Origin of the sequence: Aquisphaera insulae, from assembly GCF_011064615.1 — a bacterium.
GTDB lineage: Bacteria > Planctomycetota > Planctomycetia > Isosphaerales > Isosphaeraceae > Aquisphaera > Aquisphaera insulae.
This window is the reverse complement of record NZ_JAALJH010000070.1, coordinates 14,916-40,886: the sequence shown is the minus strand read 5'-3', so window position 1 is coordinate 40,886 and position 25,971 is coordinate 14,916. Positions and strand designations below refer to the sequence as shown.

Genomic DNA, 25,971 nt, shown 5'->3' with positions numbered 1-25,971 from the left:
GTCCCGTGGCTTTGCGTGGAGTGAAAGCCACCATGCAGAAGGTCGCTGCCTATCTACTCGAACGTCGGGACGATTTTGAGTCACAAGAAGCGCGCCGAGCTGTGTTCGTTAGATGCATCGACGCCTGCCGGGAATGGCTCCAATCAAAGGGAGCTGCTGATACCGAGAGCATCTCCGGATCATTTAATCCCGAGGATGGGGGACAGGGCCAATTCGACTGGGAGGATGTCGACGACGGGGATCGCTGCTTGAAGATCCTCCGGCTGGATGAAGTTGATGCCAACGGTACGCGGCATATCACGTCTGTCTCGGCGACTGACACGGGCAGCAGGATTTCAGTTCATGTATCGATTGAGGCGGGACTGAACGTCAGCGCGATCCGGCCAGTGCCGATCGACCCGCGCTGTCCTCGCGTGATCAGGGCCCTCCTGGCTTTGGGCGGAGATTGGTTCCACGGCTCGAGCCAGCTACTGGCCCTGAATCACGTGAAGGGAGATGATGATGGGGAATGGCTCGCGGATCAGGTTATCGATCCGAATCGGACCATACCGCTACTCGTGATCGCCGAGGACGATAACGGGCTGGTGTTGCCCGGACTTGATCGCACTGTAGCTTACGATTTGGTCGGGTTGGCGAACGTGTTCGTAATCGATGCGGATGCCGCCTGGGCCCTCACGGCGACTCTGGGCAAGCGCTGGTCGTGCTTCTCCGGGGGGGTGCGTCTTTACTGGCCCGGCGCCTCACGCGGCGGCGATCCGTTCCATCATCCCCTATGGACTTTCGGGCGATTACGCGCCTACGGTGAGGATTTCGACGCTACACGCGAACTGTTTCGGCGCCAACTACGACAACTCGTCATGCAAACGTCTGCGTTAAGCGTCATGCGTCCTCGGGAGATCGACGCAATCCAGCAGGCGGCGATCGTCAGATTCCTGGGCAGCGTGAGGCGCCCGGTCGTCCACGACCCCGAATACGAGGCGATCGAGCAGTCGTATGCAAAGGAGAACGATGAGCTTCGATTGAAAGTGGAATCTCTGGCACAGCGTAACCAGAAACTCGTTCAAGAGTTAGAGGAGGTCCGTGATCGACTGAACAACGCTGAGCTTGTAGCCCGATATCATCCTCAGCCAACACCCGTGATAGCCCCCGTGGGGCCGCGCGATCCGGAGGAGGACGAGGGGCCGCAAGCTGGTGATATCCGCTTCTATAAGTGCGTTGGCCATCCCGAGAAATATGACAAGATGGAACTCGTAAAGGATTGCGGCCACAATAGTTGGCAATCGGCACACAAGGCCGATAAGGCACGCAAAGGGATTATTCGCTTGGAAGGCAAGGGTGACTGGAAAACTCTCCATCACTGTGGCTCTTGTACTGGCGGGGGAGTCTGGCGAGTGAAATGGTGATACACCGATGTTTATGTGTGTGGATTATTTAATGGCGATGATTTGAAGGATGTCATAGTCTATCGGATGTAGTCGACCAGTCGCACAATGTTGCCATTCCGGTGAGATCCACGATGGACTATCAAGTCGTCCTTCATGAAGTCGAGTCCTGGCCCATCGATGACCGGGTGCGGCTGGTTCAGGACCTGTGGGACCGCCTTGCCGACCAAGGCCATGAGCCCGACCTGACGGTCGAGATGAAAGCCGAGCTCGAGCGTCGGATCGAGGAACTCGACAGGAATCCCGATGCGGGCATCCCCTGGGAACAGGCCAAATCGAAGTCCCTTGAGCGAATCCGTCCATGAACCTCCCCGTCATCCTTAGTCCGGAGGCTGATCGGGGGTTCGTGGAGGCGGCTGCCTGGTACGAGCAGCACACGGGTCGCGGGGAGGAACTGATCGAACGCGTCAGGACGCGCTGGAGCGGATCAGCCGGACGCCGGAGCTTTACGCGACGGTTCTTCGCGATGTTCGACGTGCATGGGGAAGGACGAACACGAATGGCTGGAGGAGTCGAACCAAGGAGCGAGCCAGTCCGTCTGCAACTTACACACGATGAAGCCCTCGTGCTCTTTGAGTTTCTGACGCGCTTCCAGGATGAGGATTCGCTTGTCATCCGGAACCAAGCCGAGCAGCGTGCCCTCTGGAACCTCCAGGCTCTGCTCGAGACTTCACTGGTAGATCCCTTCAAACCGGATTACGAAGCACTGGTCGTTGCTGCTCGCGATCGACTTCGAGATCCCGCGGAAAACTCACGGTGAGCACCATGGATACCTTCACGATCGAACTCCCGGAAGAGCAATCGCAACAACTGCGTGAGCGGGCCCGAGAGGCCGGGATCTCTCCCGAGCAGTTATTGCGGTCCGGCGTCCAGGAGTGGCTGGCTCGTCCCGGGCAGGACTTCGGGTCGGCTGCTACCTATGTCCTCCAGAAGAACCGCGAGCTCTACCGGCGGCTGGCGTAGCATGACGCGTTATCTGACGATGGACGAGGTCCTGGAACTGCACCGAATGGTCGTCGAACAATCGGGAGGTGGTTCGGGGGTTCGTGACATCAACGGGTTGGACTCTGCGCTCGCCCAGCCGCGAATGACTTTCGGCGGAGCGGACCTGTACCCGACGATCGTGGAGAAGGCCGCAGCCCTGGGCTTTTCGCTCGTCATGAACCACCCGTTCGTGGACGGCAACAAGCGAATTGGGCACGCGGCCATGGAAACCTTCCTGGTCATGAATGGGTTTGAAATCGTCGCGTCGATCGATGAGCAAGAGCGCATCGTCCTCGACGTGGCTGCGAGCCGGCTCGGGCGAGAAGCGTTTACCGAGTGGCTACGTGATCATCTCGGCGAGGTGAGGCGTTCCCTCTGATGGGCCCGGATGGTCTCGCGGTGGGAGCCGTTTCAGGTCTCTTCGATTCGCACCGCGTGAATCACCCGCGGGTGATTCCTCAGGTCGTGGACCGTGGGCAGCAGCCGGTAGGCGCCGGCGGCCTCGATGAGGGACCGCACGGGTTGTTCCTGGGCGGTGCCGATCTCGAGGATCAGGTGGCCGCCGGGGCGGAGCAGGGGGGCGGCGTCGCGGATGAGGCGGGCGACGACGCGGAGGCCGTCGGGGCCGCCGTCGAGGGCCATTCGCGGCTCGTGATCGCGGACGCCCGGCTCCAGGGTGGCGATGTCGGCGGTCGGGATGTAGGGGGGATTGGACAGGATCGCGTCGAAGGGGGGCTCGTCGGCGACCGGGGCCAGGAGATCCCCCTGGTGGAACCGGATCCGGTCGGCCACGCCGTGCTTCTCGGCATTGCGGCGGGCGACGGCGAGGGCGTCGGGAGAGAGGTCGATCGCCTCGATGCGGGCCGTCTTCTTCTGGTGGGCGCAGGCGATCGCCACGCAGCCGGAGCCGGTGCCGAGGTCGACCGCGCGAGGGGCGTCGATCACCTTGACCGCGTCGAGGAACTCGACGACGACGAACTCGGTCTCGGGGCGGGGGATCAGGACCGCGGGGCTCACCTCCAGGGCCAGGGAGTAGAACTCCTTGCGGCCGACGAGGTGGGCGACCGGGGCGCCCTCGGCGCGGCGGCGGACCAGGTCGCGGAACTCGCCGCGGGCCCGCTCGCCGATGATGTCCTCCCAGTGGGTATAGAGCTGGACGCGTTCCCAGCCCAGGACCTGGGCGAGCATAACCTCGGCGTCCAGGCGGGGGCTCTCCGCGCCTCGGCGGGTGAGGAAATCCGTGGTCCAGGTCAGGAGCCGGCGGATCGTCCAGGGCTCGTCGTCCGGCCTCGTCTCGCGATCGCTCGTCACGTCACGGATCCTTCCGAGGTTCGGTCTGGGCTGGTTTGGTCCGGTCGGATCAGAGGTCGCCGAGCGACTCCCGGCGGTCGTGGTCGATGAGCGCCCGGGTGAGCGGCAGCAGGTTGCCCTGAATGACCTGGTCCAGGTTGTAGAGCGTCAGGTTGATCCGGTGATCGGTGACGCGGTTCTGGGGGAAGTTGTAGGTCCGGATCCGCTGGGAGCGGTCGCCGGAGCCGATCAGGGTCCGCCGCGCCAGGTCGCGCTGGGAGCGGGCGTTCTCCTGGATCTGCTCGAAGAGACGGCTGCGGAGAATCCGCATGGCCTTGGCCTTGTTCTTGTGCTGGCTGCGTTCGTCGCGGCAATTGACCACCAGGCCGCTGGGCAGGTGGGTGATCCGGACGCCGCTTTCGGTCTTGTTCTGGTGCTGGCCGCCGGGGCCGCCGGACCGCATGACGTCGATCTGGAGGTCCTCGGTTCGGATGTCGATCTCCACCTCCTCCGGCTCGGGGAGCACGGCGACGGTGGCGGCCGAGGTGTGGATCCGCCCCTGGGCCTCGGTCTGCGGCACGCGCTGGACGCGGTGGCCGCCGCTCTCGAACTGGAGGTTGCGGAAGGCCGCGTCGCCGGTGACGCTGAAGGAGACCTCGCGGAAGCCGCCGAGCTCGGTGGCCTCCATGTCCAGGAGCTCGAATTTCCAGCCCTGGGTCTCGGCGAACCGGCGATACATCTCGTAGAGGTCGCGGGCGAAGAGCGCCGCCTCGTCGCCGCCGGTGCCGGCCCGGATTTCCATGATCAGGGCCGCGTGGTCGGCGCCGGCCTGGCGGTCGTAGAGGAGGTCGCGGAGCGACTCGCCGATTTCCGCCTGCCTGCCGCGAAGGCCGGAGAGCTCCCCCTCGGCGTAGGACCGCATCTCGGCGTCGGTCTCGGATTCGAAGAGGGTCTCGGCCTCGTCGATCTGACGGCCCAGCTCGAGGTATTTCCCGTACGGCACGCAGAGCTTGGCGAGCGTGCCGCGCTCCCTGGCCAGGGACGTCACCCGCGAGGCGTCGGCCGTAACGTCCGGGTCCAGGAGCGAGCGCTCGATCTGCTGGAACCTCTGGTAATCGGCCTGGAGCTTCTCGAACACGGGAGGAATCCGTGGAGCGGGTGGCTGAGGGTAGAAGTCGACGAGACTATCGCGGGCGCCAGAAGTTGGGTGGCCGTGGTGAAACACCACAAGGAGCGAGCCGTTGCGCCGGCCTGGGCTGGCACGTGGGCCGAGGCGGTTCCGTGGTCTTCCACCACGGCCACCCAGGCCATCTGGGCTCCCACGCCCCTGGGGGCGACCGCGATGCCGGAAACGCAGAAGGCCCGGCGAGCGACGCCCCGAGGGGGTCGCGCGGCGGGCCGTCCTGACAGGAGATCCGGGCACTAGGCCTTGGCGGGCTCGGCCTTTTCCTTCTTGGCCTTGCCGTAGGTGCCCTGGAATTTCTTGTTGAACTTGTCGACCCGGCCGGCGGCGTCCACGAACTTGACCGAGCCGGTGAAGAACGGGTGGCACTTGGAGCAGACTTCCACCATGATCTTGGGCTTGGTGCTGCGGGTCTGGAACGAGTTGCCGCAACCGCAGGTCACGGTGCAGTCCACGTACTTGGGATGGATTCCGTCTTTCATCGCAGTCGATCCGCTATTCGCGTGAGAGGGATTCGATTGGTCAGTTCAGGTCCGGTCACGTCTATCCTACGACCGGGTCAAGCCGCCGGCCTCCGGGGCAAGAGAGCCATGATATCACGAAGGCCCGCGGTTTCCCAGGGTCATTTCGCCTCGAGCCGCGCTGCGATCTCCTTTTCCACGTCGGCGTAGGTGAACTGGTGATCCGGGTCGTCCATGGTGAACCGCTTCAGCTCCTTGCCGTCGGGGCCGAAGAGGAAGACGGCCGGGATGGCGTTGATGTCGAGCCGGTCGTAGCCGTCGCCGAAGTTCTCGTCCAGCAGGACGTTCGTGAAATCGGCGTTCTTCTCCTTGAGGAACTTCTCGGCGGCGGCGACCGCCTTGGCGTCGGTCGGGTCGTCGAGCGTGAGGGAGATGACGTTCAGGCCCTTGCCCCCGAACTTCTTGTGCATCTCGACGAGGTGGGGGAAGTTCTCCTTGCAGGGGCCGCAGGTGGTGGCCCAGGCGTCCACGACCGTGAGCTTCGACGACTTGGCGGCGGCGAGCCGCTCCTTGAAGGCAACCCACTTGAGGCGCTCGAGCCTCACCGCGGAGCCCGGCCCGGCCTTGCCGTCCTCCGCGGACGCGCCGGGCCCGGAGTTGAGCAGGAATCCGATACCGGCAAGACCCATCGACAGGGCGATGAACGTTGACTTCATGAGGTCGTTCCTGCGGGTGGAAGGCGTCGAGTCCGTGGAATCGAACAGAGCCGGCGCGGAAGCCCGCGCCGGCTCTCTGGACTGGGAGTCCCGATCGCGTTCAGGCTCAGTTGTTGTAGCGGATGCCGCAACCGGCCGGGCGGGTCTCCTCGAGGGCCGGGGCGTTGCCCGCGAGCAGGGCGTCGACGGCGTCCTTGAGGTAGTGCTTGGTCGCCTTGGTCTCGTTCATGACGTTGTCGTCCATCGCGCCGATGTAGCGGATGTTCCGAGCCTTGTCGAGGACGAAGAAGTGCGGGGTGTTGCTGGCGCCGTAGGCCTTGCCGATCGCCTGGGTCTCGTCGTAGCCGTAGGTGTAGTTGATCTTCTTTTCCTTCATGTGGTTCTTGATGCCCGGGATCTTGTCCTCGTCGGCATCGCTGACCGCCACGGCGACGACCTTGACCGGCTTGTCCTTGTACTCGGAGGTGAACTCGATGATGCGGTCATCGGCGGCCAGGACGGCCGGGCAGTGGTTGGCCAGGAAGACCAGGACGACCACGTCCTCCTTGATGTCGCTCAGCGTCAGGCTGGTCGTCTCGCCGTTGGGGGCGACGGCCGGGATGCCCGAGAAGTCAGGCGCCTTGTCGCCGATCTTCACCTTCTTGTTGTAGTGGTCGGCGGCGAAGGCCGGGATGGCCATCGCGACGAGGGCCAGGCTCAGAAGCACCTTCCGCATCGTTGAACTCTCCAGTCTGTGTTGGATTCACGAGGGACGGGCCATCCCTATATGGCCTGCCCGGGGACTCACTCCGAGACGCGAGACAGGTCGGCGACGCAGTCGGTCGACGAAATCCCGTGGTGCCTTGGAACGCAACCGCGGGGGGTTGCCGTGTACAAGAGCGACAAAGCGGATCGGGGGGGCCGGCGAATCCGGCGTGGCGGCAGTTCCCTCACGACCCTCGCGACGCATCCGACACCGCGAAGATCAGGGAGATTATTGGACGACACACCTGCCGTAGTCAACGGGTCAAAATCCCGCTACTTGGTTGGTGTTGGTGCGTGCTTGGTATCAGGAATTCATGAGGGAGAACAGGGGCGGGCGGGCATGCCTGGCCCCGGAAATCGCCCTCAGGGCCTGTCCATGATCCCCGAGGCTGGACATCCCTGTCCGCCGTTCACCCCGACCTCCGAAGGATGACCGGGATCTAGGTCCGTCGGCCGGCCCAGAGGGCCGAGTTGGTGACGGCCAGCCTCACCGAAGGATGGAAGAGCACGGGGTAGCTGTCGGGGCCGGTCCTCAGGTAGGCGACGCGCCCCTTGCCGACGGTCCAGGTGAGGCCGCTGCGGAGGGTCTCGCCCTTCTCCCAGGACGAGACGAAGACCACCGACTCCGGCTCCGGGACGGCGAACGGCTCGGAGTACATGTCGGTCCTGGGGATCGTGAACGGGGTGATCCCGCGGGCGATCGGATGGTTCGGGGCCTTGACGCTGACGAACTCCGGCCGGCCGTCCTCACGCCAGCCCCCCGGCTCGCACGAGGTCTTCATGAGCTGCTTGAACGGCTTGCTGCAGCACGAGGCGTAGAGCGAGACCAGGCCCAGCCGCCCCTCCTGCACGCGCCGGACGACCGCCGCGGCGCGGTCGTCGGGCAGCTCGTCGTGCCGCAGGTGCCCCCACCAGACGAGGACGTCGGTCTGGTCGAGCACGGCGTCGGAGAGCCCGGCCAGCGGCTCTCCCAGGCGCGACCGGGCGATCGCCACCCCCTCGTGGCGCCCCAGGTGGTCGGCGAGGGCGCCGTCGATGTCGTCGGGATAGACCGCCTTCGGGGCGGTCCTCTCGCACCAGAGTCGGATGCGGAGCGGCCGATCCTTCGCCTGCGGTTCCGTGGGCTTCGTCTCCTGTCCGCGCGATTCCATCGAGCCGAGGAGGTGGACGGTCGGCAATCCTCCGACCATGGTGCGCACGAACGATCGACGATCGACGCGCATGACGAAGAGGCTCCTGAATCTCGGATGGACGGCCGAGCCAACGGGTGGGCCGGACCGTGCGAGGCGGGGGGCAGGTTGAGGAGGATCGCGCACGGCGTCCTCGGTGGGTTTATGACCGCAAGTCCATAGTATACCGCAACACGGGCGGCTGCAAGTCGTTGCCCTCGCGGGTCGGAAAAGTTCGAAACGTCGCGGAGCCCGGCCGGCCGTGAGAGGCGAGGCGGGCTCCGCGTTGGGTCGAGCCGGCGATCGGGGGCGTCGCGATCAGCGCTGGCTGAACTTCACGTCCTGGATGACGTCGTCCTCCGAGTGCTCGACGAAGTGCCAGGAACACTCGGCGCCGACGACCTGGATGAACTTGTTCTTGAAGGCCATCCGGCCGACGCCCCCTTCCATGGGGACCGGGCCGCGGACGGGGAAGGCGCTCTCCTGATACTGGTCGTAGATCTCGTGCGACTCCTTGGGCTGGTCCTTGATGGGCTTCCCCTTGGCGTTCTTGGGGTAATCCATCTCGGCCGCCTTGATGTGGACGTTGGAGGTCCCCTGGAGGACGTTCAGGTCGCCCGGTTCCTGGATCCGGAAGGCCTCCATCTCCAGCATGATGACGACGTCCGCCTCGAAGTCCTTGGCCGCCTCGGAGGGGTCGGTCGAGTTGGGATGGGCTTCCATCCAGGTCTGGACCCTCTTCGGCTCGATGATGGTGATCTTCTTCGCCTTCTTCTTGAGGTTGTTGACGAACTGGGTGTTGAGCTCGCGCTCGATCCCCGGGAATTCGGACTGGCTGGCGGCCGTGCCGTAGGTGAGCACGACGACCTTCTTGCCGGCGAGCGAGGGCCCCGGGGCGGGGATCGTGGGCTCGAACGGCTGGAGGAAGTAGAAGAACGGTCGGGGGTCGCAGCCCGCCGTGGCGAACAGGCCGCCGGCCACGAGCACCATGGCGGCGACGTGCCGCAACCTTCCGAGTGTGCGAGGGGTCATCCTTCCCCCCTCCTTCCTTGGTTGGGGTGCCGGCTTACCGGAGCCTGGCCGGGATGGGACCCGGGGCGACCGGCGGGGCGAGAACACCGAGGACACCTAGGGACCATGACGCGAGGCCGAGGGCGACGATCGCCACCGCGAGCCCCATCAAGGGGCCGCCGATCGTCCGGGTCCCGATCGGCCTCCTCCACCGGACGCAAGCGAGCAGCCAGGCCGCGACCGGGGCCACCAGCAGGGCGATCACGCACCCCGCCGGATTGGCCCGCCACGACCGGCCGAGGTCTCCGCGCGTCATCCAGGCGAACGCCGTCGTCATCCCGCACGTCGGGCAGGGACGACCCGTCAACTCCCGGAAGGCGCAGGGGCCCAGGCCGAGCTGCGTGTGAGTGCCGTAACCGCGAGGGTCGGGTTCCACCAACCATCGCGACACCGCCAGGAGCCCGAGCAGGACGGCCGCCAGCAGGAGCAGGAGCCATCGGGCGCCCCCCTCGAGCCGCTGTCGATCACACGGGTGCCTGTCCATCGGTGGCCGATCGCTTCATCCGCCGCCGGCCGAGAATGGCGGGCCGCGCGGCGAGAACCTGGAAATGCTCGCGTAAGCTACCGCGGACCCCGCGGGCTGGCAATGCCAATCGCCCTACAGCGTTTCCACCCACCGCTCGGCCTCGTCCATGGCCCGGTTCATCCGGGTTTCCACCTCGAGCCGGCACGATTCGAGTGCGTCGCGATCGGCGTCCGGGGGGACGACCACCGCGGCCGGTGCCACGCACGCGGCCTTGCTGAAGGGCCTCGGCACGGCGAACCGGTCCCAGCTCCTCGCCCGCCACGGATCCTTGAACGCCATCCCCGCCCCGATCACCGGCAGGCCGGTCCGGCTGGCGAGGTAGACGAGCCCCTGGTGGACGTGCCGCCGTGGCCCGCGCGGGCCGTCCGGCGTGACGCACAGGTTGTCGTGCTCGATCTTCGTCGTCATCTCCCGGAGTGCCCGGGCTCCCCCGCGCGTGGTCGAGCCCCGGACCACGCCGAATCCCAGCCGCTTCACCACCTGCGTGATCAGCTCGCCGTCGCGATGATCGCTGATCAGGATGTGCATGGTCGGCCAGGCCCAGTAATGGGCCGGGAAGAGCATCACCTCGTGGAAGAAGGCGTAAATGTAGCGGTGCCCGAGCCGCCGCGCCACCTCCGGATCCACGAGCGGATCCTCGTACCGGAAATGGTAGTCGATCGTCTCCCCGAGCCGCCGGACCAGGAATGAGCCGGCGACGCCGACCGCCTTGATCAGGAGCGGATGCTGGATCTTCATGCCGTCCTCCGTTTCCTTCCCTGGACACGGAATCCGCCGAATTCACCCGCGGAGCCTACGCCAAAGCCCCCGGGACGGCCAGTCCATTCCATCGGCGGTGGGGAAGCGTCCGCACTCCTCTCCCGCTCCTGAACACGATTTCACGACACTTTTTCCGTGATTTGTGTCACACTGGGGGCTTTGAGTGAACCCGACGGGCCGCGTGGGTCGGCCCGCGACCTCTCGCGGGTTGCACCCAGGTGCTGGAGTGAACGCATGCTGCTGGATCATTTCGATTACGAGAAGCTCCTGGTCCCCCTGAACCGGTTCTACGACCTGCACACCGGTGGCGCCCGCCGGCCGATCTTCCACGACATCGCCGCGACCCGCCCCGAGCTGCTGGAGCTGGACCGGAGCTTCCCGGTGATTCGCGAGGAGCTGCTGGCGGTGCTCCCGGAGCGGGCCTCTATCCCCCGCTACCACGAGCTCGACGCCATGCAGACCTACATCTCCGGGACCGTGGACAAGGACCGGGACTGGAAGGTCTATCCGCTCAACCTCATGGGCGTGAAGCCGGCGGGATTCGCCGACCGCTGCCCGCGGACCGTCGCCTTGCTGGACCGGATCCCGGGCCTCTTCGAGGCCTTCTTCTCCATCCTGGAGGGGGGCAAGTCGATCCCGGCGCACGAGGGGCCTTACCGGGGCTACCTGCGGTACCACCTGGGCCTCGTCGTCCCCCACGAGAACCCGCCGTCGATCCGGCTCAAGGACCAGGTCTACACGTGGAAGGAGGGGGAGAGCATCCTCTTCGACGATAGCTGGAACCACGAGGTCTACAACACCTGCGCCCAGGACCGGGTCATCCTGATCGTCGACATTCGCCGGCCGATGCCGCAGCCCTTCGACATGGTCAACCGCGCGGCCCAGGCCGTCATGAAGCCGATCTACGGCGGCCAGATCGCGAGGAAGCTGGCGGCCATGAAGCCGCCGGGCCTCCCGGAAGCTACTCCCGCGACGACCGGCGAGGAGGCGGGCGCGTCCCGGTGAACGACGCCGGCCGGGGTGGTCGTGATGGCGGGAGCGTATGGGAATCGAACCCACCAGGAGCCGCTCTCGCGACCCCTCAACGGTTTTGAAGACCGTGCCACGCACCAGCGACGGACACGCTCCCCCATGGGGCTGGCTGGCCGGTTTGACCTAAACCAATGCCGGGCACAGGCTAGCCGATGGCCCGTTTCCCAGTCAAGGAGTCGTGACAGACCGCCGGCCTGCCCCGGGCCCCGACGATCGTCGTCATGAGAGGCCTTCGGCCGGCGTCTACGCATCCACCTCAACGTGGTCGATGCAGCGAGCCTGGCAGCTCAGGATGACGTCGTTCTCTCGGTCGGTGGTGGTGAGAGCGTCCTCCGCGTCCATGACAACGTGTCCGGCCAGCCGCCTGACCTTGCACTCTCCACAGATGCCCGCGCGGCAATCGTAGTTGATGCTCACGCCCAGCGCCTCGGCGGCGTCGAGCACCGTTTGATCGACGTCGACCGGCCCGGACTTGTGAGACCGCGTGAAGCGGATCGAGGCGTCTCCCGTTCCCGGATCCATCGCTACCGTGGTCGCGGCGTTCCGTCGCGTGGCCGATGCGACCGGCGAGGGATCTCGGCTCGGTGAGGTGAACGACTCAACCAGGATCGAACCATCGGGTACGCCGAGTTCGCGGAGGATCGATCGCGTGGCCTCGACCATTTCCGTGGGCCCGCAGAGGTGGACGCGACGGTCCGCGATCTGGGGGACAACCCGCCCAAGCATCGCGCCGCTGATCCGGCCGCGTTCCCCAGTCCAGCGGGGCCCCTCGTCGCGGGTCAGCGTGATGGTGACGCGCAGGTTCGGGTGGCGGCGTGCCAGGAAAGCCAATTCGTCGCGGAAGATGATGTCTGTCTCGGTCTTGACGCAGAATACGAGGTCGATGTCTCCGGGCCAGCTCAGGTCAGTCAGGTATCTTATCTTGGCCATCAGCGGGGTAATCCCCACGCCCCCGCCGATCAGGACGATGCTCTCGGCCTCCATGCCCGTGAAGGTGAACTTGCCGGCCGGGGCACGCACGTCGAGCACGCAGCCCTCGCGGATGGCGTCGTGCAGGTGTCGCGAGGCGAGCCCTCGGTGCTCCCGCTTGATCGTCAGCTCGCAGTAAGCCGCACGGGAAGGAGACGAGGCGATCGTGTAGGATCGACGCACGGTCATGCCGTCGATCGACAGCGTCAAGTTCAAGTACTGTCCCGGGAGGAAGTCGAACGGCAGCCGCGAGCCGGTCGTCGAGACGAATCGGAAGGTGCGTACCTCCGCCGCCTCATCGAAGACCTGTGCAACCTTCAAGGGCCCGGCCCAGGGACGCGGCCGCGAGGCGTGCTGGGCGGTCGGAGCGGATCGTGACGTCCGGGCGTCGTGTCGGAGCCGGATGTAGTGAGCAGCCAGGCGGTACAGGAACAGCACGCCGAGTGCGGTGGCGAAGCCGATCGGCCGGCTCGTGTCGGCCTTGACGAGCATGTAGAAGTGGAGAACCCCGGCCGTGGCCGCCAGGTAGGCCAGCCGATGCAGGGCCTTCCATCTCGCCGGCCCGAGCCGTTTGATCATGCGATTGGTCGATGTCGCGGCCAGGGGGATCATCAGGACCAGGCCGACCGTCCCCACCAGCAGGTAGGGCCGCTTGGCCATCTCCGAGGCCGTATCCCGAACATCTCCGGCGCGGTCGAAGGCGAAGAACAGGAGGAAGTGGAGCGCGGCGTGGAAGAAGGCATAGAGGCCCAGCATCCTGCGGAACTGGCCGAGCCACCCCCAGCCGGTGATCCGACTTGCCGGCGTGACGGTCAGGGACAGCACGAGGAAGATGAGAGAGAGGATGCCGGTCGTTCGGATGGCGAAATTGACGGGGTTGGCACCGAGGCGGCCGCCCCAGGCGTCCCAGCCCAGGAGGGCGACCGGCACCGTGCAGTTCAGGAGGACCACGGCCCTGGTGAATCGGTCGATCTTCAACGGCAATGCCTCTTGGTCGGATGAGATTCAAGGCCGCATTTTCAGAAGTTCGCCCTGAGGTCCATGCCCGCGTACAGGTGGCCGACCTGGTCGGCGTAACCGTTGAACAGGAGCGTCCGTCGCCGCCCCCCTTCGCCGATTCGCTGTTCCGTCGCCTGGCTCCAGCGGGGGTGCGGGACCTCCGGGTTGACGTTCGCGAAGAAGCCGTATTCGGAGGGTGCCAGGGCGCTCCACGTGGCGACCGGCTGCTCGGCCGAGACGCGGATCTTGACGATCGACTTGATCCCCTTGAACCCGTACTTCCAGGGCACCACGAGCCGCAACGGCGCGCCGTTCTGGGGCGGAAGCTCCCGACCGTACAGCCCGGCGGCAAGCAGGGTGAGCGGGTGCATGGCCTCGTCGATCCGGAGCCCTTCGACATAGGGCCAGTCGAGGACCGAGCCTCGCTGATTCGGCAGCCGCGCGGGGTCGAGCAGGGTCTGGAAGGCGACGTACTTGGCGCCGCCAAGCGGCTCGACCCGTTCGAGCAGCCGAGCCAGCGGGAGCCCGAGCCAGGGGATGACCATCGACCATCCCTCGACGCACCGCATCCGGTAGACGCGCTCCTCGAGCGAGCCGATCCGCAGCACCTCGTCCAGGTCGAAGACCGTTGGCTTGCGGACCATCCCCTCGACGGCCACGGTCCACGGCCGCGACACGAAACCGACCGCCGCGCCCGCGACCGCCTCCTTGTCCGTCGTGAACTCGTAGAAGTTGTTGTAGTTGCCGATCTGCTCGAGCGTCGACATGGCCTCGCTCGTGCGGAAGCCGTTGGCGGCGGCGTCGGGGCTCGTCGCCGCGATCGACACCCCCGGGAGTTCACGGCTCTCGATCGCCCCGCCGCCGGCGCGGTTCAGCCGTCGATAGACGGTGGCGGTCGTCGCCAGGCTGGCGGCCGCCGCTGCGACCTTGAGGATCGCGCGGCGGTTGAAATAGAGCCCCGGCGGCGTGATCTCATCCGACGGGATGCGGTCCGATCCGGGCACGATGAGCCCCTTCCGCGCGGAGAGGAACGGGAGGATGTTGCGGTCGTTCGAGTCGGACAATACGTGATTGTAAAATCACTTTTTCAGTCGGCCGAGCGCCTCGAGTACGTCGCCGGCCCTGGCCCGGTCGCCGTGCGAATGGCTGATTTTCGCGAACGCGATCCGTCCGTCCTTGCCCACCACGAACGTCGAGGGATAGGCCGTCTCCCGGGGGGCATTCCAGCGCAGGTCATACGCCTTGGTCAAGTCGTAGTCCGGGTCCACCACGAAATGGAAGTTATCCGGGAGCGTCTTGCCCCTGGAGAACTCGCTGGCGTGCTCCTCCAGCCCCTGAGCCGGTCCTGGGTACACGAGCACCGTCTGGGCACCGGCCTCGGCGAGCTCGGATGCCTTGCCGATCAGTTCCCCCACCTGTTGCGTGCAGATCGGGCACTGATAGCCGGGCCAGCCACGCAGCACGACCAGGACCACCGGCCCCTTCTCGCGGAGCGTGGCCAGCCGGACCGTCTCGCCGCCGGGTGTCTTGAGGGTGAAGTCGGGCGCCGCGTCACCCACCTTGGGCGCATCGGCCGACGCTACCCCCACGCAGATCAGGCCTGAAAGGATGCCGAGGGACGAGGAGAGCGACAGGCGACGAATCATTGGGGTTGGTCTCCGAGAGGACACGCTTGAGGAACGCGAGAGAGCCATTTGACCTCGACCGGGAAGGAGCGATCGAACTTGTGAGGCCGATGATCAGCGCGATGTTCCGGCCGTTTCAGTCCCCGGCCTCGAGGATGGTGCGTCGGTCGCGGTCGATTCCCAGGGGAGGTCGACGGCCTGATGGACCACGCCGGTACGCTTGTCCTGGATGAACACGGCGAGGCGTAGTTTCTTCTGGTTCCAGGTCGGCCCGACGTCGAAACTGAGTCGTTGCGTCCGGGGTGCTCTGCCGTCGAGCTCGATGAACTCGTACTTCGTCACGCGCGCCGGGAACCGCGCCACGAGCGACTTGCCCTTGTTCTCGCCCGATCCGATGTCGGTGACGACGCCGTCCTCGCGGAGCACGGCGCAGGCGAGCAGTGGCGTCTTCTCCGCCCGCGCCGAAAGGCTCGTCACCCTGATCTCAGCCGAGCCCGAGAGTCCGCCCGGCTTCACATCGACGGCGACCCGGAGCCCCACGGCCGGCTTCCTCGCCAGGGCACGACGGATCGCCGCCGCGGCCGCCGCGGCGTCGCGGCCGTTGACCGTTTCCACGCCGTCGATCATCAGCATCGGCGTGTAATAGAGCCCGTAGTCGGGATGCTTCGGCCCCGTATAGAGGTCGTTATACGTCATCTGCCTCTGGCTGTAGAGCGGATCGGAGAAGACGTCCTTCCAGGGCTGGTTGAAGTAATCGACGTGGAAGGCGACCGGGACGATCATCCGGTTCCCCTCGGCGAGAGTCCCCAGGATCTTCTCGGCGGTGGGGCACATGTCGCACCCCTGCGAGGTGTACAGCTCGACGAGGACCGCACGCCTGGGCGCATCTCGCCGACCGGTCTCCTGCCCGACGGCGTCGCGCCCCAGGAAGGCCAGCGAGGCGACCGGGATCAGGAGGCAGTGAATCAAGGCTCGCATGATGGTGAAATCCCGTTTTCGTGATGACGCCGGGCCATGGGGGGCGGCCCGGATTCCCTGCTTCGAGGCGAAGTCGTGACGGCCGAGTGATCAAGGCTGCCTATCCAGACGTCGGAGCTCGGCGATCACTTCGGACGGCTCTGCTCGTTTCCGGTAATCCGCGTCGACGAATGCGTAGCGGATGACCCCTCCGCGGTCGACGACGTAGGTCGCGCCGAGCGGCAGCTCTCCCGAGTCGTCCCCGTTATACCTGGCCAGGTCGAGCCTCCCCTTGAATTGCTCGGCGACGACACTGGGGATCTTGTAGGAAATGCCGTAGGCTCGCGCGGCCTTGCTGCCACGGTCGCTCAGCACTTCGAAGTCGAGCTGGTTCTTCTCCGCGGTGCTCAGGCTGTTGTCGGGCGTCTCCGGCGAGATCGCCACCAGGCTGGCGCCGGCAGATCGGATCTCCGGCAGGCTCCTGTGGAGTCCCCGGAGGGCGATGTTGCAGTAGGGGCACCAGCCTCCTCGATACCAGGTCAAGACGACCGGGCCGCGGGCGATGAGTTCCGAGAGCTTGACCTTCTTGCCGGTCGCGTCCGAGAGTTCGAAGTCCGGCGCCCGATTTCCGACCTTCAAGGCCTTCTCGATCACGCCGGATCTGCGCACCTCCTCGATCCCATCCTCATAAGCCTTGAGGCGGTCCGGGGGCGCGGTCTTCGCCATCCTCTCGCGAAACGCCTCGAGCTCCTTGCGGACGGGAGCATTCCCCGCATCCTTCGCGGGCTCCTGGGCGAGGAGCGTCGCGGCGGTCGTGAGCGTGACAAGGGATGCCCCGAGGGTCGACAGGATCAACGGTACATGACGAGCAGGACGGCGGCTCATGGACGTTCTCCTTCCGGAAGCGGACCCATCGATGCGACTGAGGCGTGAGGTGGTTTCAACGAATTATAGTGCTAAGGTGATTTCATGTTGATGTTACTTTGAGGCCCGTCTTTCCCTTCGAGCCTGCCGTCGGCCGGGCCTTTCCCGGCGATCGAAAGCACCTCCAGCCCGACGTTCAGCGGCTTCGTGGCGGAATTGATCGCGACGATCCCGACGCGCAGCTCGTCGTCGAAATCCACCGCCATCGGTGAGAACCAGGTCCAGAACACGCCGTCGGGCCCGAAGGCCGCACGCACTTCAGTCCCCCGTCGCTCGAGCCGGAGGCGCGTCGAGCCGTTCCTGATCTCCAGCCCCCTCGAGACGGCCAGAGAGCCGCCCTTGCGGAGCTCGAAATTGGCGTATGAACGGGGCTTACCTCGATGGATGTCGGCGGCGATCTCGAGACGGAGGTAATTCCCCTCATCCTGCCAAAGGAGGATCCCAGCACCGTGGTACGGGGCGTATTCCTTCATCGTCGCGCGGCCCGAAGGATTGGAAACCCCCGTCACGTTCACGATGACGTCGAAATCGCCTCGCATTGGCCGGAGCAAGCGAGGGGCATTCCGGCGGCCGAGCTCGGCACTCAGGACGTGGGGCGTGCCCGGGACTGCGATCCTGATCTCGTGGCCCGTATCGTCGACTTCGAACGTACAGTCTCCGTCGGGGTCGATGGGCGGGCCCCAGTCATCCCGACTCGGCATCGCGACGGTCGCCGGGGGGAAGGGCATCGGACTGGAGGGCGGCAGCAGCGCGTCTTCGTGGCCGATTCTTTGCCGTGGGGGCCACTCGGCGCCGGGCGGTCGATCCTCCAGAGGTCGTGTACTCGCCTCCTGTCGACTGGCGCCTGGATTTGCTTCGAGAATGGCAGCCAACCCGGCTCGGCCGGCGAGTGGCTTGGCGTCTTTCCCGGGCACCGTGGTCAGGGCCACATCCGAATTCGGCCGATCGTGATCGATTTGCGGAAGGGCAGAGGTCGTCTCCTCGCCCCTCGACCTGGCTGCATCGAAGGCGATGACCGCGGGCGCCGGATTCACCGCCGGGAGCGTGACCTGACGTTGCCGGGCGATGAAGATCGCACCGGCCGCCACCGTTGCGGCAAGGACTCCGGCCATGGTCCGGACTGCGCATTTCGGGCGCGGCTCGCGTCGGAGTCCGTCCTGAGAGCTCCCGGTGGTGACATCGACCGGTGCCGGGGCCATCCCGTCCGCCGGCTGATGCGACACGTCCGAGGGCTTCATCGTTTGCCGTTCGGCCTGGATTCCGAGCTCGATTGCCTTGATGGCCTCCACCACCGCCTGCGCCGATGCAGGCCGGGCCGATGGGTCCTTCGCCAGCAGTCGCATCACCAGATCATCAAGTGCCGGATTGACGTCGGGCTCGATCTCCCGGAGCGTGCGGGGGGTCTCCGATGCCAGCGCCGAAAGTACGGCCAGGATCGACCCGCCTTCAAACGGTTGCTTCCCCACGCAGAGGCGGTAGAGGACGCACCCCAGGCTGAAGAGGTCGGAGCCGGGGCCGGCCGCCTCGCCTCGGGCTTGCTCCGGCGCCATGTAGGCCGGGGTTCCCATGACCGTCCCGGCGTGGGTGATCGACGCGTCCCGTTCGGAACGGGCCATGCCAAAGTCGAGGATCTTGACCCGTCCCGAAGGGGCTTCCAGCCAGATGTTGGCCGGCTTGATATCGCGATGCACGAGGCCCTCGCGATGCGCCGCCGCCAGTCCCGAGGCGATCTCCCTGCCGAGCCGCAGGATGAGCTCCGTCGACGGCTTCCGGCCGCGCTCCAGCCAGCCCTGCAGCGATACGCCCCGCAGGCATTCCATGGCCAGGAAGAGGACACCGCCATCCCGGCCCACCTGGTAGATCGTCACGATGTGGTCGTGACGGATCGCGGCCAACGCCTGGGCTTCTCGGACGAACCGCTCCCGGACCTCCGGCCCGTCGGCGAGTTCCGGCCTGATCACCTTGAGGGCGACCGGCCGAGCCAGGTGGGTGTCCTCGGCCAGGAAGACGAGGCTGGTTGCTCCCTCGCCGATTGGTCTCTTGACTCGGTAATGGGCCAACCGACCGAGGTCTCCCTGCTCACGGGGCGGACGCAGGAACCCGAAGCGCGGCACCGCTCCCGCAACGACCGAACTGCCCCAGCCTCCGCCATCGGGCGACGAATCACCGGGCGGCCCGAACGAGACCGTCTCGCCGACATCGCCCATGGCGACCAGGCCGTAAGGCGACGCGATCGGCGATACCTGAGGGTTCGACGCGGATGATGGCATGGCACGCATCTCAAGACAGGAACCGAGCGTCCGGTCCGCCTCCCGGGAATAGACGGCGCTGATGCTCCTCGTCCGCCCTGTACGGGCGACGTTACTTCGAAGCTCCAACCATCTTGCCCTTGTCCATGGCGCCGCCGTCCATCTTGCCCTTGTCCATGGCGCCGCCGTCCATCTTGCCCTTGTCCATCATTCCGCCCATTGCTTCCTTCTGCATGGCGCCGTTGTCCATGGCTCCCCCCTTCTTGCCTGCCTCCGGCTCTCCGGGCGCGCAGCCGGGGAAGGCCAGGGCCGCCAGCAGGAACGGAACGGCGAGCAAGGCGCGACGGTTACAAAGGCGCATCGACGATCTCCTGGAAGTCATTCAGACGTCGAATGAGCACACGTGAATTCTGCGCTCAGGCGGTCGAACCTTCTCAGGTCAAGTGCGATTGGCGTGCCGCGCGCCGGCGGACGGTGGACTCGATGCCGCATGTTGCTTCGTGGCCAGGGCATGGAATTCCTGGCGCGAGCGGGACCGAACGCGGGGGCGGAATGCGGATGGTGGATTCGCCACGAAATCTCGTGGGCGAGCTACGAGGTTTCGTGGGCTGGCCGGGAAATGCCGAGCTTTTTGAGGCGACTGCGTAGCGTGTTCGGATGGAGGCCGAGGGCCGCCGCCGCCCCTCGTGGCCCCTCGATGACCCATGCGGCCTTCCGAAGGGCTGCCAGGATGTGGTCACGCTCCACCTGCTCGAGGGAGCTCGAGGTCTCGGCCGACTCCTCGGCGACGGGGAGCCGGAGCGTGTCGGGGTCGACGTTCAGCACGGGTCCAGCCGAGAGAATGACAGCCCGCTCCACCACGTTCTCCAGCTCGCGGACGTTCCCCGGCCACGGGTAAGCGACGAGCCGGCGCATGGTCTCTGGAGCGATCCCCTTGAAACGCCTGCCGACTCGCGCGGCGGCGTTTTCGAGGGCAAAACTCGCGAGCAGGGGGATGTCGTCCGTTCGCTCTCGAAGCGGCGGGAGCTGGATCGGGAAGACGCTGATGCGGTAGTAAAGGTCCTCTCGGAACGACCTTTCGCCCACGGCCTTGACGAGGTCGCGATTGGTCGCCGCGATGACACGCACGTCGACCTTCTTCGACGTACGGCCACCGACGACGTCGTACTCATGCTCCTGAAGGATGCGTAGCAGCTTGGCCTGGGCCTCCGCGGGCAGCTCGCCGATCTCGTCGAGGAAGATCGATCCCCCGTCGGCGATCTCGAACCGTCCCGCGCGTCGGGCGATCGCCCCGGTGAACGCCCCTTTCTCGTGGCCGAAGAGCTCGCTCTCCACCAGCCCCGCGGGCAGGGCCGCGCAGTTGACCTTGATCAGCGGCTTGTCGGCCCTCCGACTCGCGGAATGGATGGCCCGGGCGATCAACTCCTTTCCCGTGCCCGTCTCGCCCAGGATCAGGACCGTCGTGTCCGTGGGAGCGACCCGGCGAACCTTGTCGAGAACGCTGCCGATCGCCGCGCTCCGGCCGACGATCTCCTCGAAGTTGTGGACGGCGTTGATCTCCTGACGCAGGTACGAATTCTGCTCCGCCAGCCGGGCCGACTCCGCCTCGGCGAGGACGCGATCGGTGACGTCCAACCAGATCGAATGGACGGCCTCGGGCCTGCCGCGGTCGCCGCGCATCGGCCGGATCCAGGCGGTGATCCAGAGAGCATCTCCGTTTCGTCGCCGCATCTCCAACTCCAGCCCCGAGATCTCCTCGCCGGCCAGGCACTCCCGGAACGCGCGCTCGGCCCGGGCCCGGCCCGAAGGCGTGTCGGCGAACCGATCCAGGATGCTCGCGCGGAGCAGCTCTTCCGCTGGCCGGTCGAGTAGCTGCGTCGCGCGGCGATTGACGCTGATCGGTCGAAGATCCTCCCCCAGCGACACGTAGGCGTTGGGTGCCTCTTCGTAGAGTTCGCGGTAGCGACGCTCGCTCTCGACCAGCCTCTTCTCGACCTTCAACCTCTCCAGCTCAACGGCCGCCCTTGCGGCAAAGATCCGAAAAATGAAGAGCTTACGCGGCTCGGGAGGCATGGGCCGCTCATCATAGACGGCGAGATGCCCCAGGACCTTCCCCGCCCCATCGAGCAACGGGACGCCCAGGTAGCTTTCGATCCCGAGATCCGCCAGGTCCCGATCGAGCGGGAACTTCGCGTGGACGCCGAGAGGATGATGGCAGAGCCCTCCACGCACCACGTCCTCGCAGGGCGTGCCGGCGAGCTCGAACTCGAGATTCGCCAGGATCTCACCATGGCCCCAGTTGGCGAGCGTCCGGGCCCGCTTGACGTCGTCGGCGAACTCGGCGACGAAAGCATGATTCACGCCGATCGTGAGCGCGAGATGCCGCACGAGCGACTCGAAGAAGGCCTCGCCCTTGCTCCTCGCGGTTCCTTCGACGATCGCCCGCAAGGCCGCGATCTCGTCATCAATCGAACCCGACGGTCGTGCCGTTTCGTCCCGCATCGACGCCATCTCCAGAACTCCCGTCCGGTCCGCGACGGACGAAGCGTACAGCCGGCTAGATCTTATCGGTGCTCCTCCTTGACCGTCTACCTATCGGCAGGTAGGATCCGCCATGCCCAATACCGAGACTCGTGAGGCCGTGCTCGACGTCTCCCAGAATCTGCTCCAGACGCGGGGGCTGAACGCGTTCAGCTTTCGCGACGTGGCCGAGCGCGTCGGCATCAAGGCCGCGAGCATCCACTACCACTTCCCCAGCAAGACCGAACTCTGCCTGGCCCTGATCGCGAGACAGAGAGCCCAGGTCAAGGCTTCCCTCGACCAGATCGACGGCGACGAGCGCGATGCATATCGGAAGCTCGCCCGCTACGTCTCCGTCTTCCGGGCCACCCTCGAGGTCGGCAACCGGATGTGCCTCTGCGGGATGCTCGCCGCCGACGTCACGATCCTGGCTCCATCCGTCGTCGAGGACCTCCGGCGGTCCTTCGAGGACCACGAGGCCTGGCTGAGGCGCGTCCTCGACGAGGGCAAGAAGTCCCGCTCGCTCCGCTTCGACGCGAGCCCGCGGGACGAGGCCCGCCTGATACTCTCGTCGCTTGAAGGAGCGATGCTGATCGCGCGAACCTTCGAGGACATGCGTCGCTTCGAGACATCCGCCCGGCACATCCTCGCGAAGCTGAAAGCGTCGGGGTGAGGACGCGAGGCTCACGTCCCGGACCCAGGCGTCCGACCGCTTTCAATCGGCGCCGGCGGAGATTCTCCGGCGGCGGTTTCCCCGTCGTCGCGTTCCGGCTCGGTTCATGGCCCTTCGGTCGCCGGCATGATGCGAATCGATGCGATCCCCGCAGCGCGGATCGCCTCCGTGGCGGCCAGCACGCGAGAATAAGGAGTGGATGGCGGGACCGCGAGGACGACCCGACAGCCTGGCTCCCTGCTCACGGCCTGCTTCAGCAGGTCGGACAACTCCGCCGCCGTCTTCCCGGTCGGGTCGGTCCGGACCCGGTAGCGGTCTGAATCCGCCTCGATGGCGACGCGGATCCAGGTGTGGTTCTTCGCTTCGGCCTGAGGCGGGCTCCCCTCGACGGCGACACCGGGAGCCAGCTCCAGGTGCAAGTCCGACGGGGCGTTCGCGCCTTCCCGGACGGCCACGAAGCTCGACTCGTGGTGCCCCATGGTGAACAGGCCGGCGAGGACGTTCTTCCCGTCGGACCAGAGACGACCCGTGAAGTCCTGGCGGGCGCGCGGGAACTGGATCGAGAACGAGACGACGGGTCGCCCGTCGGCCTCGACCTTGCCCGAGACCGGTGACTCGCTCCCCGTGCCGTCCGAGAGGAACGATCCGCTCACCGCGCCGGCGGGCTCAACCTGGAGCGTCAGCTCGCCGGACCACTGGCCGTCGGCGACGAGCCGGTACTTGCCCGCGAAGTCGGATGGCACCACGACCTTGCCCGCGGAGGGGCCGGCCGCGGCCGTGGCCGGCGGGCCGGGCCGCGACTCCGGGATCGCCAGCAGGGCCGGCTCGATCGGGGCCAGGCTGCCGTCGTCCTCGCCGCGGGCGGTGAAAAGGAGGTCGCCGCCGAGTCCCTCCGGGACGATCCGCCCCGAGTCGAGATCGAGGCGAAAGCCCGGGAAGAGGGTGAGGTCCCGCCCGCGTGCCACCCGAGCTCCACCGCCGCCTTCGAAGGTCTCGAACCGCTCGATGACCAGCACCGGCACGAGCCCGCCCTTGGCGTCCTTCCGCTTGTGGAACCCCGGCGCGATGAGCAGGCGGGCGGGATTGCCCTCGTCGGTCTTCACCACGATCAGCGGCGATCGGCTGTCGCGCAGGATCGCGGGCAGGGCCTCCATGTCGCGGAAGCCGAGCGACCGGGTCGTCCGCGTCTTCGTGTCGCGGAGGAGTGTTGTGAGCACGCCGCCATCGAGCCGGTCGAACTCGTCGCCGATCGCCGCGGGCAGGGGGAGGCCGACGATCGCGGCCAGCAGGCCGAGGCATGCGTTGCGTCGTCTCGTGGTCATGGGAGTTCCGGCTCAAGGATGGTGGGTGAGAGATCGCCCGACGCACCGCGGATTCAGGATCGTCCACGATGGGGCGAGGAGTGGCCCCCCGCGGTTCCGTTCGCGCCGACCTCGCGGATGACGCGGCAGGGATTGCCGACGGCGAGGACGCCCTCGGGGATGTCCCGGGTGACGACGCTCCCCGCGCCAATGATGGACCGAGAGCCGATCCGGACGCCCGGGCAGATGATGGCCCCGCCGCCGACCCAGACGTCCGAGCCGATCTCCACGGGCTTGCCGTACTCGACGAACCGGCGGACCGTGTGCTCGAGCGGGTGGAGCGGGGTGTAGATCTGGACGGCCGGCCCGAACAGGCTGAAGTCGCCGATCCGGACCTCGCAGACGTCCAGCACCACGCAATTGAAGTTGAAGTAGACCGACTCGCCGAGCTGAATGTGCGCGCCGTAGTCGCAATAGAACGGCGGCTGGATCCGGACTGAGTCCCCTCCGCGGCCGAACAGGTCCTTGCAGACCCGTCTTCGCTCCGCGTCGTCCCCGGGTGCCGCCCGATTCAGCGTCGCCAGCAGCTCCCGGGCCCGCCGGGCCGCCGCCACGAGCACCGGGTCCGCCGGGTCGTAAAGCTCTCCCGCCAGCATCTTTTCGCGTTCACTTCGCATCCGTCCCCCGTCCCCGGCCCGGCCCGACGTCGAACTCGTTCCCCTAACGAATTATGATAGCGCCGTCGGAGAGGAATTGACATGCGACGAGATTCCTCTAAAATTCAATCCTGTCAGCCAGCCCATACGGGGGATTAGCTCAGCTGGGAGAGCGCTTGCATGGCATGCAAGAGGTCAGGGGTTCAAATCCCCTATCCTCCACTCGCAACTGCTGTAAGGGCAATGACTTAAGACGAGAATAGTCCACGGAAGAAGTAAGTTTCGATCCTTGCCATAGCAGAGTCAATGGCCATCAGGCACTCCCAAGTCGTGGAGTGCCTTTTCTTTTGGTTGAAGATAGCGGCAGAGTTGCCAGCGCCTGTGTGATCGGCCGACTTGCCGTTGATCTTCTTCCAGACGGTGCTGCGATACCGGCGAGGCATCGATCGGCCGACGGCGCCACGCTCGGCGTTGAGCGAATGGCACAGGGAGCAGGGTGAAGTGGACCCCTGGACCGGTTCAGACGTGGGCCTTGACCTTGGTCGCGGGCGTCTTCTCGACGGCTTTCGGTGCGACCTTTTTGCCTGCTTTCGGCGGGGCGGGCTTCCTGGGTGCTTTCGGCGCCGGCCCGGTCGTCTTCTTCACCTTCGCCGAGCCGCCCACCGACTGCCGCATCCTGCCGACGAGAGACCGCACCGGCAACTCTGCATCCTCGATCAGCCCGGCCTCTTCAAGCTGAGTACGTATGGTTAATGCATGAATTGAGCTCAGACGCTGGTCCGGCGCATAGCGCGGCAGGGCGAAGAATGGAGCACCGGACGAGTGCTTGAAGAAGACGTGTTTCGGAGTGTAGCGGGCCCTGAAGCCCAGCCCGATCAGCGCGGCCTTCACCTCCGCGAATGTCGCCCCAGGCTTAAGCATGAGCTTGACTCCCGTTCACTTTGGCATGCACGTTCTGCTTGAGATGTCTGGCATGCCTGAAGAAGCTCGTCTTGACCCGGTTTGCCTTCGGCACGCGGACGCGAATCGTCTTCGCGCCCTTCTTCGGCTTCGGCGCGCCCGCCTGTCGCAGATATTCCTGAAAGTAGAGCCAATAGGCTCGGATCGAGGACGCCTCATAGAGGATCAGGAAGACCGGATTGATTTCATCCGCCCATTGATTGTAGTCGCGAACGTCAAGGTCGAAGCAGTAGCTGACGCCATCGGCGTGAGGTGTGAGGATCTCGGATGCCTTCAGTTGGATGTAGACGGCCAGCGGGTCCATGTACCCATCGCGATCGAATGTCGTGACGACCAGGTCGTAGCCGTAATCTTCCTTGGACGACGCCATGGTGAATCCCGCGTTGGCGACGAAGTACTGGACGTGCGCCACGCTGAGGGACTCGATTACATGCTCGCGAGTCCGCTTCTTGCGGGCCGCCTGCATCTTCGTCGCGGAGGCTTTCTTCGGCACGGTCGCCAACCCGCTGGCCTGGTGTCTGGAGCCTTTCCAGCATAGCCGATTTGCAGCACGCGTTGCAGCATAAGCCGCGGAACCCTCCATAAGTCCTGGGATGCCCGTAGAGTATAGGTTGTTCTAAACGCTGTAGACCGCTTGTTTTGCGGAAAATTCGTCGGTCGGTCGCTTGCATGACATGCAAGAGGTCAGGGGTTCGAATCCCCTATCCTCCACTCTAAGTTCTATCGAGAATGAGATTTCTGACAAACCCCGGTCCTTCGCC

General features: G+C 65.9%; 28 protein-coding genes and 3 tRNA genes. 9 read left to right on the top strand and 22 right to left on the bottom strand.

Annotated elements, in window-relative coordinates:
• The first annotated feature begins 32 nt into the window (after positions 1 to 32).
• The 5 genes from G6O54_RS27445 (at position 33) to G6O54_RS27425 (ending at position 2,805) form a co-directional block, all read left to right on the top strand.
• Entirely contained in the window at positions 33 to 1,403 is a 1,371-nt protein-coding gene (locus tag G6O54_RS27445; protein WP_165230579.1) for a cell division protein ZapB, read from the top strand.
• Between the two features lie 113 nt (positions 1,404 to 1,516).
• Positions 1,517 to 1,747, top strand: a complete 231-nt coding sequence (locus G6O54_RS27440; protein WP_256369008.1) for an addiction module protein — start codon at positions 1,517 to 1,519, stop codon at positions 1,745 to 1,747.
• The gene (locus G6O54_RS37470) at positions 1,744 to 2,202 is read left to right on the top strand and encodes a hypothetical protein (RefSeq protein ID WP_205679059.1); all 459 of its coding nucleotides are present in this window, start codon (positions 1,744 to 1,746) and stop codon (positions 2,200 to 2,202) included. Before G6O54_RS27440 ends, G6O54_RS37470 begins: the two co-directional genes overlap by 4 nt.
• Positions 2,199 to 2,405 (top strand): Arc family DNA-binding protein, encoded by a 207-nt coding sequence (locus tag G6O54_RS27430; RefSeq protein WP_205679058.1) that lies wholly within the window; start codon positions 2,199 to 2,201, stop codon positions 2,403 to 2,405. Before G6O54_RS37470 ends, G6O54_RS27430 begins: the two co-directional genes overlap by 4 nt.
• Position 2,406: 1 nt before the next feature.
• Positions 2,407 to 2,805: a type II toxin-antitoxin system death-on-curing family toxin gene (locus G6O54_RS27425; RefSeq protein ID WP_165230573.1), complete on the top strand. Its 399-nt coding sequence runs from the start codon at positions 2,407 to 2,409 to the stop codon at positions 2,803 to 2,805.
• Positions 2,806 to 2,837: 32 nt separating this feature from the next.
• On the opposite strand, the gene prmC is transcribed toward G6O54_RS27425, so the two are convergent.
• The 9 genes from prmC to G6O54_RS27380 all read right to left on the bottom strand — a co-directional run bounded on the left by prmC (position 2,838) and on the right by G6O54_RS27380 (position 10,324).
• Positions 2,838 to 3,737 (bottom strand): peptide chain release factor N(5)-glutamine methyltransferase, encoded by a 900-nt coding sequence (gene prmC / locus G6O54_RS27420; RefSeq protein ID WP_250847114.1) that lies wholly within the window; start codon positions 3,735 to 3,737, stop codon positions 2,838 to 2,840.
• Positions 3,738 to 3,786: 49 nt separating this feature from the next.
• Positions 3,787 to 4,854, bottom strand: a complete 1,068-nt coding sequence (prfA, locus tag G6O54_RS27415; RefSeq protein ID WP_165230570.1) for a peptide chain release factor 1 — start codon at positions 4,852 to 4,854, stop codon at positions 3,787 to 3,789.
• Positions 4,855 to 5,138: 284 nt separating this feature from the next.
• Positions 5,139 to 5,381, bottom strand: coding sequence for a 50S ribosomal protein L31 (gene rpmE, locus G6O54_RS27410; RefSeq protein WP_165230567.1), 243 nt, complete (start codon positions 5,379 to 5,381; stop codon positions 5,139 to 5,141).
• Between the two features lie 140 nt (positions 5,382 to 5,521).
• On the bottom strand, positions 5,522 to 6,076 hold the full coding sequence (locus G6O54_RS27405) for a TlpA family protein disulfide reductase (RefSeq protein WP_165230564.1): 555 nt from the start codon (positions 6,074 to 6,076) through the stop codon (positions 5,522 to 5,524).
• 106 nt (positions 6,077 to 6,182) lie between these two features.
• Complete coding sequence (locus G6O54_RS27400; protein WP_165230561.1) at positions 6,183 to 6,791, bottom strand: redoxin family protein; 609 nt, start codon at positions 6,789 to 6,791, stop codon at positions 6,183 to 6,185.
• Between the two features lie 469 nt (positions 6,792 to 7,260).
• Positions 7,261 to 8,043 (bottom strand): ThuA domain-containing protein, encoded by a 783-nt coding sequence (locus G6O54_RS27395; RefSeq protein ID WP_165230558.1) that lies wholly within the window; start codon positions 8,041 to 8,043, stop codon positions 7,261 to 7,263.
• Between the two features lie 264 nt (positions 8,044 to 8,307).
• Positions 8,308 to 9,021, bottom strand: a complete 714-nt coding sequence (locus G6O54_RS27390; protein WP_165230556.1) for a hypothetical protein — start codon at positions 9,019 to 9,021, stop codon at positions 8,308 to 8,310.
• 34 nt (positions 9,022 to 9,055) lie between these two features.
• Positions 9,056 to 9,544 carry a DUF2752 domain-containing protein gene (locus G6O54_RS27385; RefSeq protein ID WP_165230553.1) on the bottom strand — a complete coding sequence of 163 codons (489 nt, stop codon included), beginning with the start codon at positions 9,542 to 9,544 and terminating at the stop codon, positions 9,056 to 9,058.
• 114 nt (positions 9,545 to 9,658) lie between these two features.
• Positions 9,659 to 10,324, bottom strand: a complete 666-nt coding sequence (locus tag G6O54_RS27380; protein WP_165230550.1) for a lysophospholipid acyltransferase family protein — start codon at positions 10,322 to 10,324, stop codon at positions 9,659 to 9,661.
• A 255-nt stretch (positions 10,325 to 10,579) separates the two neighbouring features.
• Here G6O54_RS27380 and G6O54_RS27375 point away from each other — a divergent pair, with 255 nt between their 5' ends.
• Entirely contained in the window at positions 10,580 to 11,350 is a 771-nt protein-coding gene (locus G6O54_RS27375) for an aspartyl/asparaginyl beta-hydroxylase domain-containing protein (RefSeq protein WP_165230547.1), read from the top strand.
• 25 nt (positions 11,351 to 11,375) lie between these two features.
• On the opposite strand, the gene G6O54_RS27370 is transcribed toward G6O54_RS27375, so the two are convergent.
• The 9 genes from G6O54_RS27370 to G6O54_RS38665 all read right to left on the bottom strand — a co-directional run bounded on the left by G6O54_RS27370 (position 11,376) and on the right by G6O54_RS38665 (position 21,602).
• A tRNA-Sec gene (locus tag G6O54_RS27370) sits at positions 11,376 to 11,474 on the bottom strand.
• Positions 11,475 to 11,620: 146 nt separating this feature from the next.
• Entirely contained in the window at positions 11,621 to 13,324 is a 1,704-nt protein-coding gene (gene msrQ / locus G6O54_RS27365; protein WP_165230544.1) for a protein-methionine-sulfoxide reductase heme-binding subunit MsrQ, read from the bottom strand.
• Between the two features lie 41 nt (positions 13,325 to 13,365).
• Positions 13,366 to 14,352 carry a protein-methionine-sulfoxide reductase catalytic subunit MsrP gene (msrP, locus tag G6O54_RS27360; protein WP_369432157.1) on the bottom strand — a complete coding sequence of 329 codons (987 nt, stop codon included), beginning with the start codon at positions 14,350 to 14,352 and terminating at the stop codon, positions 13,366 to 13,368.
• A 72-nt stretch (positions 14,353 to 14,424) separates the two neighbouring features.
• Positions 14,425 to 14,991, bottom strand: coding sequence for a peroxiredoxin family protein (locus G6O54_RS27355; protein WP_165230541.1), 567 nt, complete (start codon positions 14,989 to 14,991; stop codon positions 14,425 to 14,427).
• A 93-nt stretch (positions 14,992 to 15,084) separates the two neighbouring features.
• A complete protein-coding gene (locus G6O54_RS27350; protein WP_165230538.1) occupies positions 15,085 to 15,948 on the bottom strand; it encodes a DUF1223 domain-containing protein in 864 nt (287 codons plus the stop codon).
• A 90-nt stretch (positions 15,949 to 16,038) separates the two neighbouring features.
• A complete protein-coding gene (locus G6O54_RS27345; RefSeq protein WP_165230535.1) occupies positions 16,039 to 16,812 on the bottom strand; it encodes a peroxiredoxin-like family protein in 774 nt (257 codons plus the stop codon).
• Between the two features lie 71 nt (positions 16,813 to 16,883).
• Positions 16,884 to 18,911, bottom strand: coding sequence for a protein kinase domain-containing protein (locus G6O54_RS27340; RefSeq protein WP_165230532.1), 2,028 nt, complete (start codon positions 18,909 to 18,911; stop codon positions 16,884 to 16,886).
• 301 nt (positions 18,912 to 19,212) lie between these two features.
• On the bottom strand, positions 19,213 to 19,461 hold the full coding sequence (locus G6O54_RS27335) for a hypothetical protein (RefSeq protein WP_165230483.1): 249 nt from the start codon (positions 19,459 to 19,461) through the stop codon (positions 19,213 to 19,215).
• A gap of 230 nt (positions 19,462 to 19,691) precedes the next feature.
• Complete coding sequence (locus G6O54_RS38665; RefSeq protein ID WP_165230530.1) at positions 19,692 to 21,602, bottom strand: sigma-54-dependent Fis family transcriptional regulator; 1,911 nt, start codon at positions 21,600 to 21,602, stop codon at positions 19,692 to 19,694.
• 112 nt (positions 21,603 to 21,714) lie between these two features.
• Here G6O54_RS38665 and G6O54_RS27325 point away from each other — a divergent pair, with 112 nt between their 5' ends.
• Positions 21,715 to 22,293 (top strand): TetR/AcrR family transcriptional regulator, encoded by a 579-nt coding sequence (locus tag G6O54_RS27325; protein WP_165230527.1) that lies wholly within the window; start codon positions 21,715 to 21,717, stop codon positions 22,291 to 22,293.
• A 104-nt stretch (positions 22,294 to 22,397) separates the two neighbouring features.
• Here the strand turns inward: G6O54_RS27325 and G6O54_RS27320 are convergent, their stop codons facing one another.
• Together G6O54_RS27320 and G6O54_RS27315 are read right to left on the bottom strand one after the other, a co-directional pair.
• Entirely contained in the window at positions 22,398 to 23,615 is a 1,218-nt protein-coding gene (locus G6O54_RS27320; protein ID WP_165230525.1) for an ExbD/TolR family protein, read from the bottom strand.
• 53 nt (positions 23,616 to 23,668) lie between these two features.
• On the bottom strand, positions 23,669 to 24,271 hold the full coding sequence (locus G6O54_RS27315; RefSeq protein WP_165230522.1) for a sugar O-acetyltransferase: 603 nt from the start codon (positions 24,269 to 24,271) through the stop codon (positions 23,669 to 23,671).
• Between the two features lie 128 nt (positions 24,272 to 24,399).
• Here G6O54_RS27315 and G6O54_RS27310 point away from each other — a divergent pair.
• Positions 24,400 to 24,472: transfer RNA gene (locus tag G6O54_RS27310), tRNA-Ala, on the top strand.
• A 297-nt stretch (positions 24,473 to 24,769) separates the two neighbouring features.
• On the opposite strand, the gene G6O54_RS27305 is transcribed toward G6O54_RS27310, so the two are convergent.
• A complete protein-coding gene (locus tag G6O54_RS27305; RefSeq protein WP_165230519.1) occupies positions 24,770 to 25,171 on the bottom strand; it encodes a hypothetical protein in 402 nt (133 codons plus the stop codon).
• Positions 25,164 to 25,703, bottom strand: coding sequence for a DUF4365 domain-containing protein (locus tag G6O54_RS27300; RefSeq protein WP_165230516.1), 540 nt, complete (start codon positions 25,701 to 25,703; stop codon positions 25,164 to 25,166). Before G6O54_RS27300 ends, G6O54_RS27305 begins: the two co-directional genes overlap by 8 nt.
• Before the next feature lie 150 nt (positions 25,704 to 25,853).
• On the opposite strand from G6O54_RS27300, the gene G6O54_RS27295 reads away from it, so the two are divergent.
• A tRNA-Val gene (locus tag G6O54_RS27295) sits at positions 25,854 to 25,921 on the top strand.
• The last annotated feature ends 50 nt before the right edge of the window (positions 25,922 to 25,971 follow it).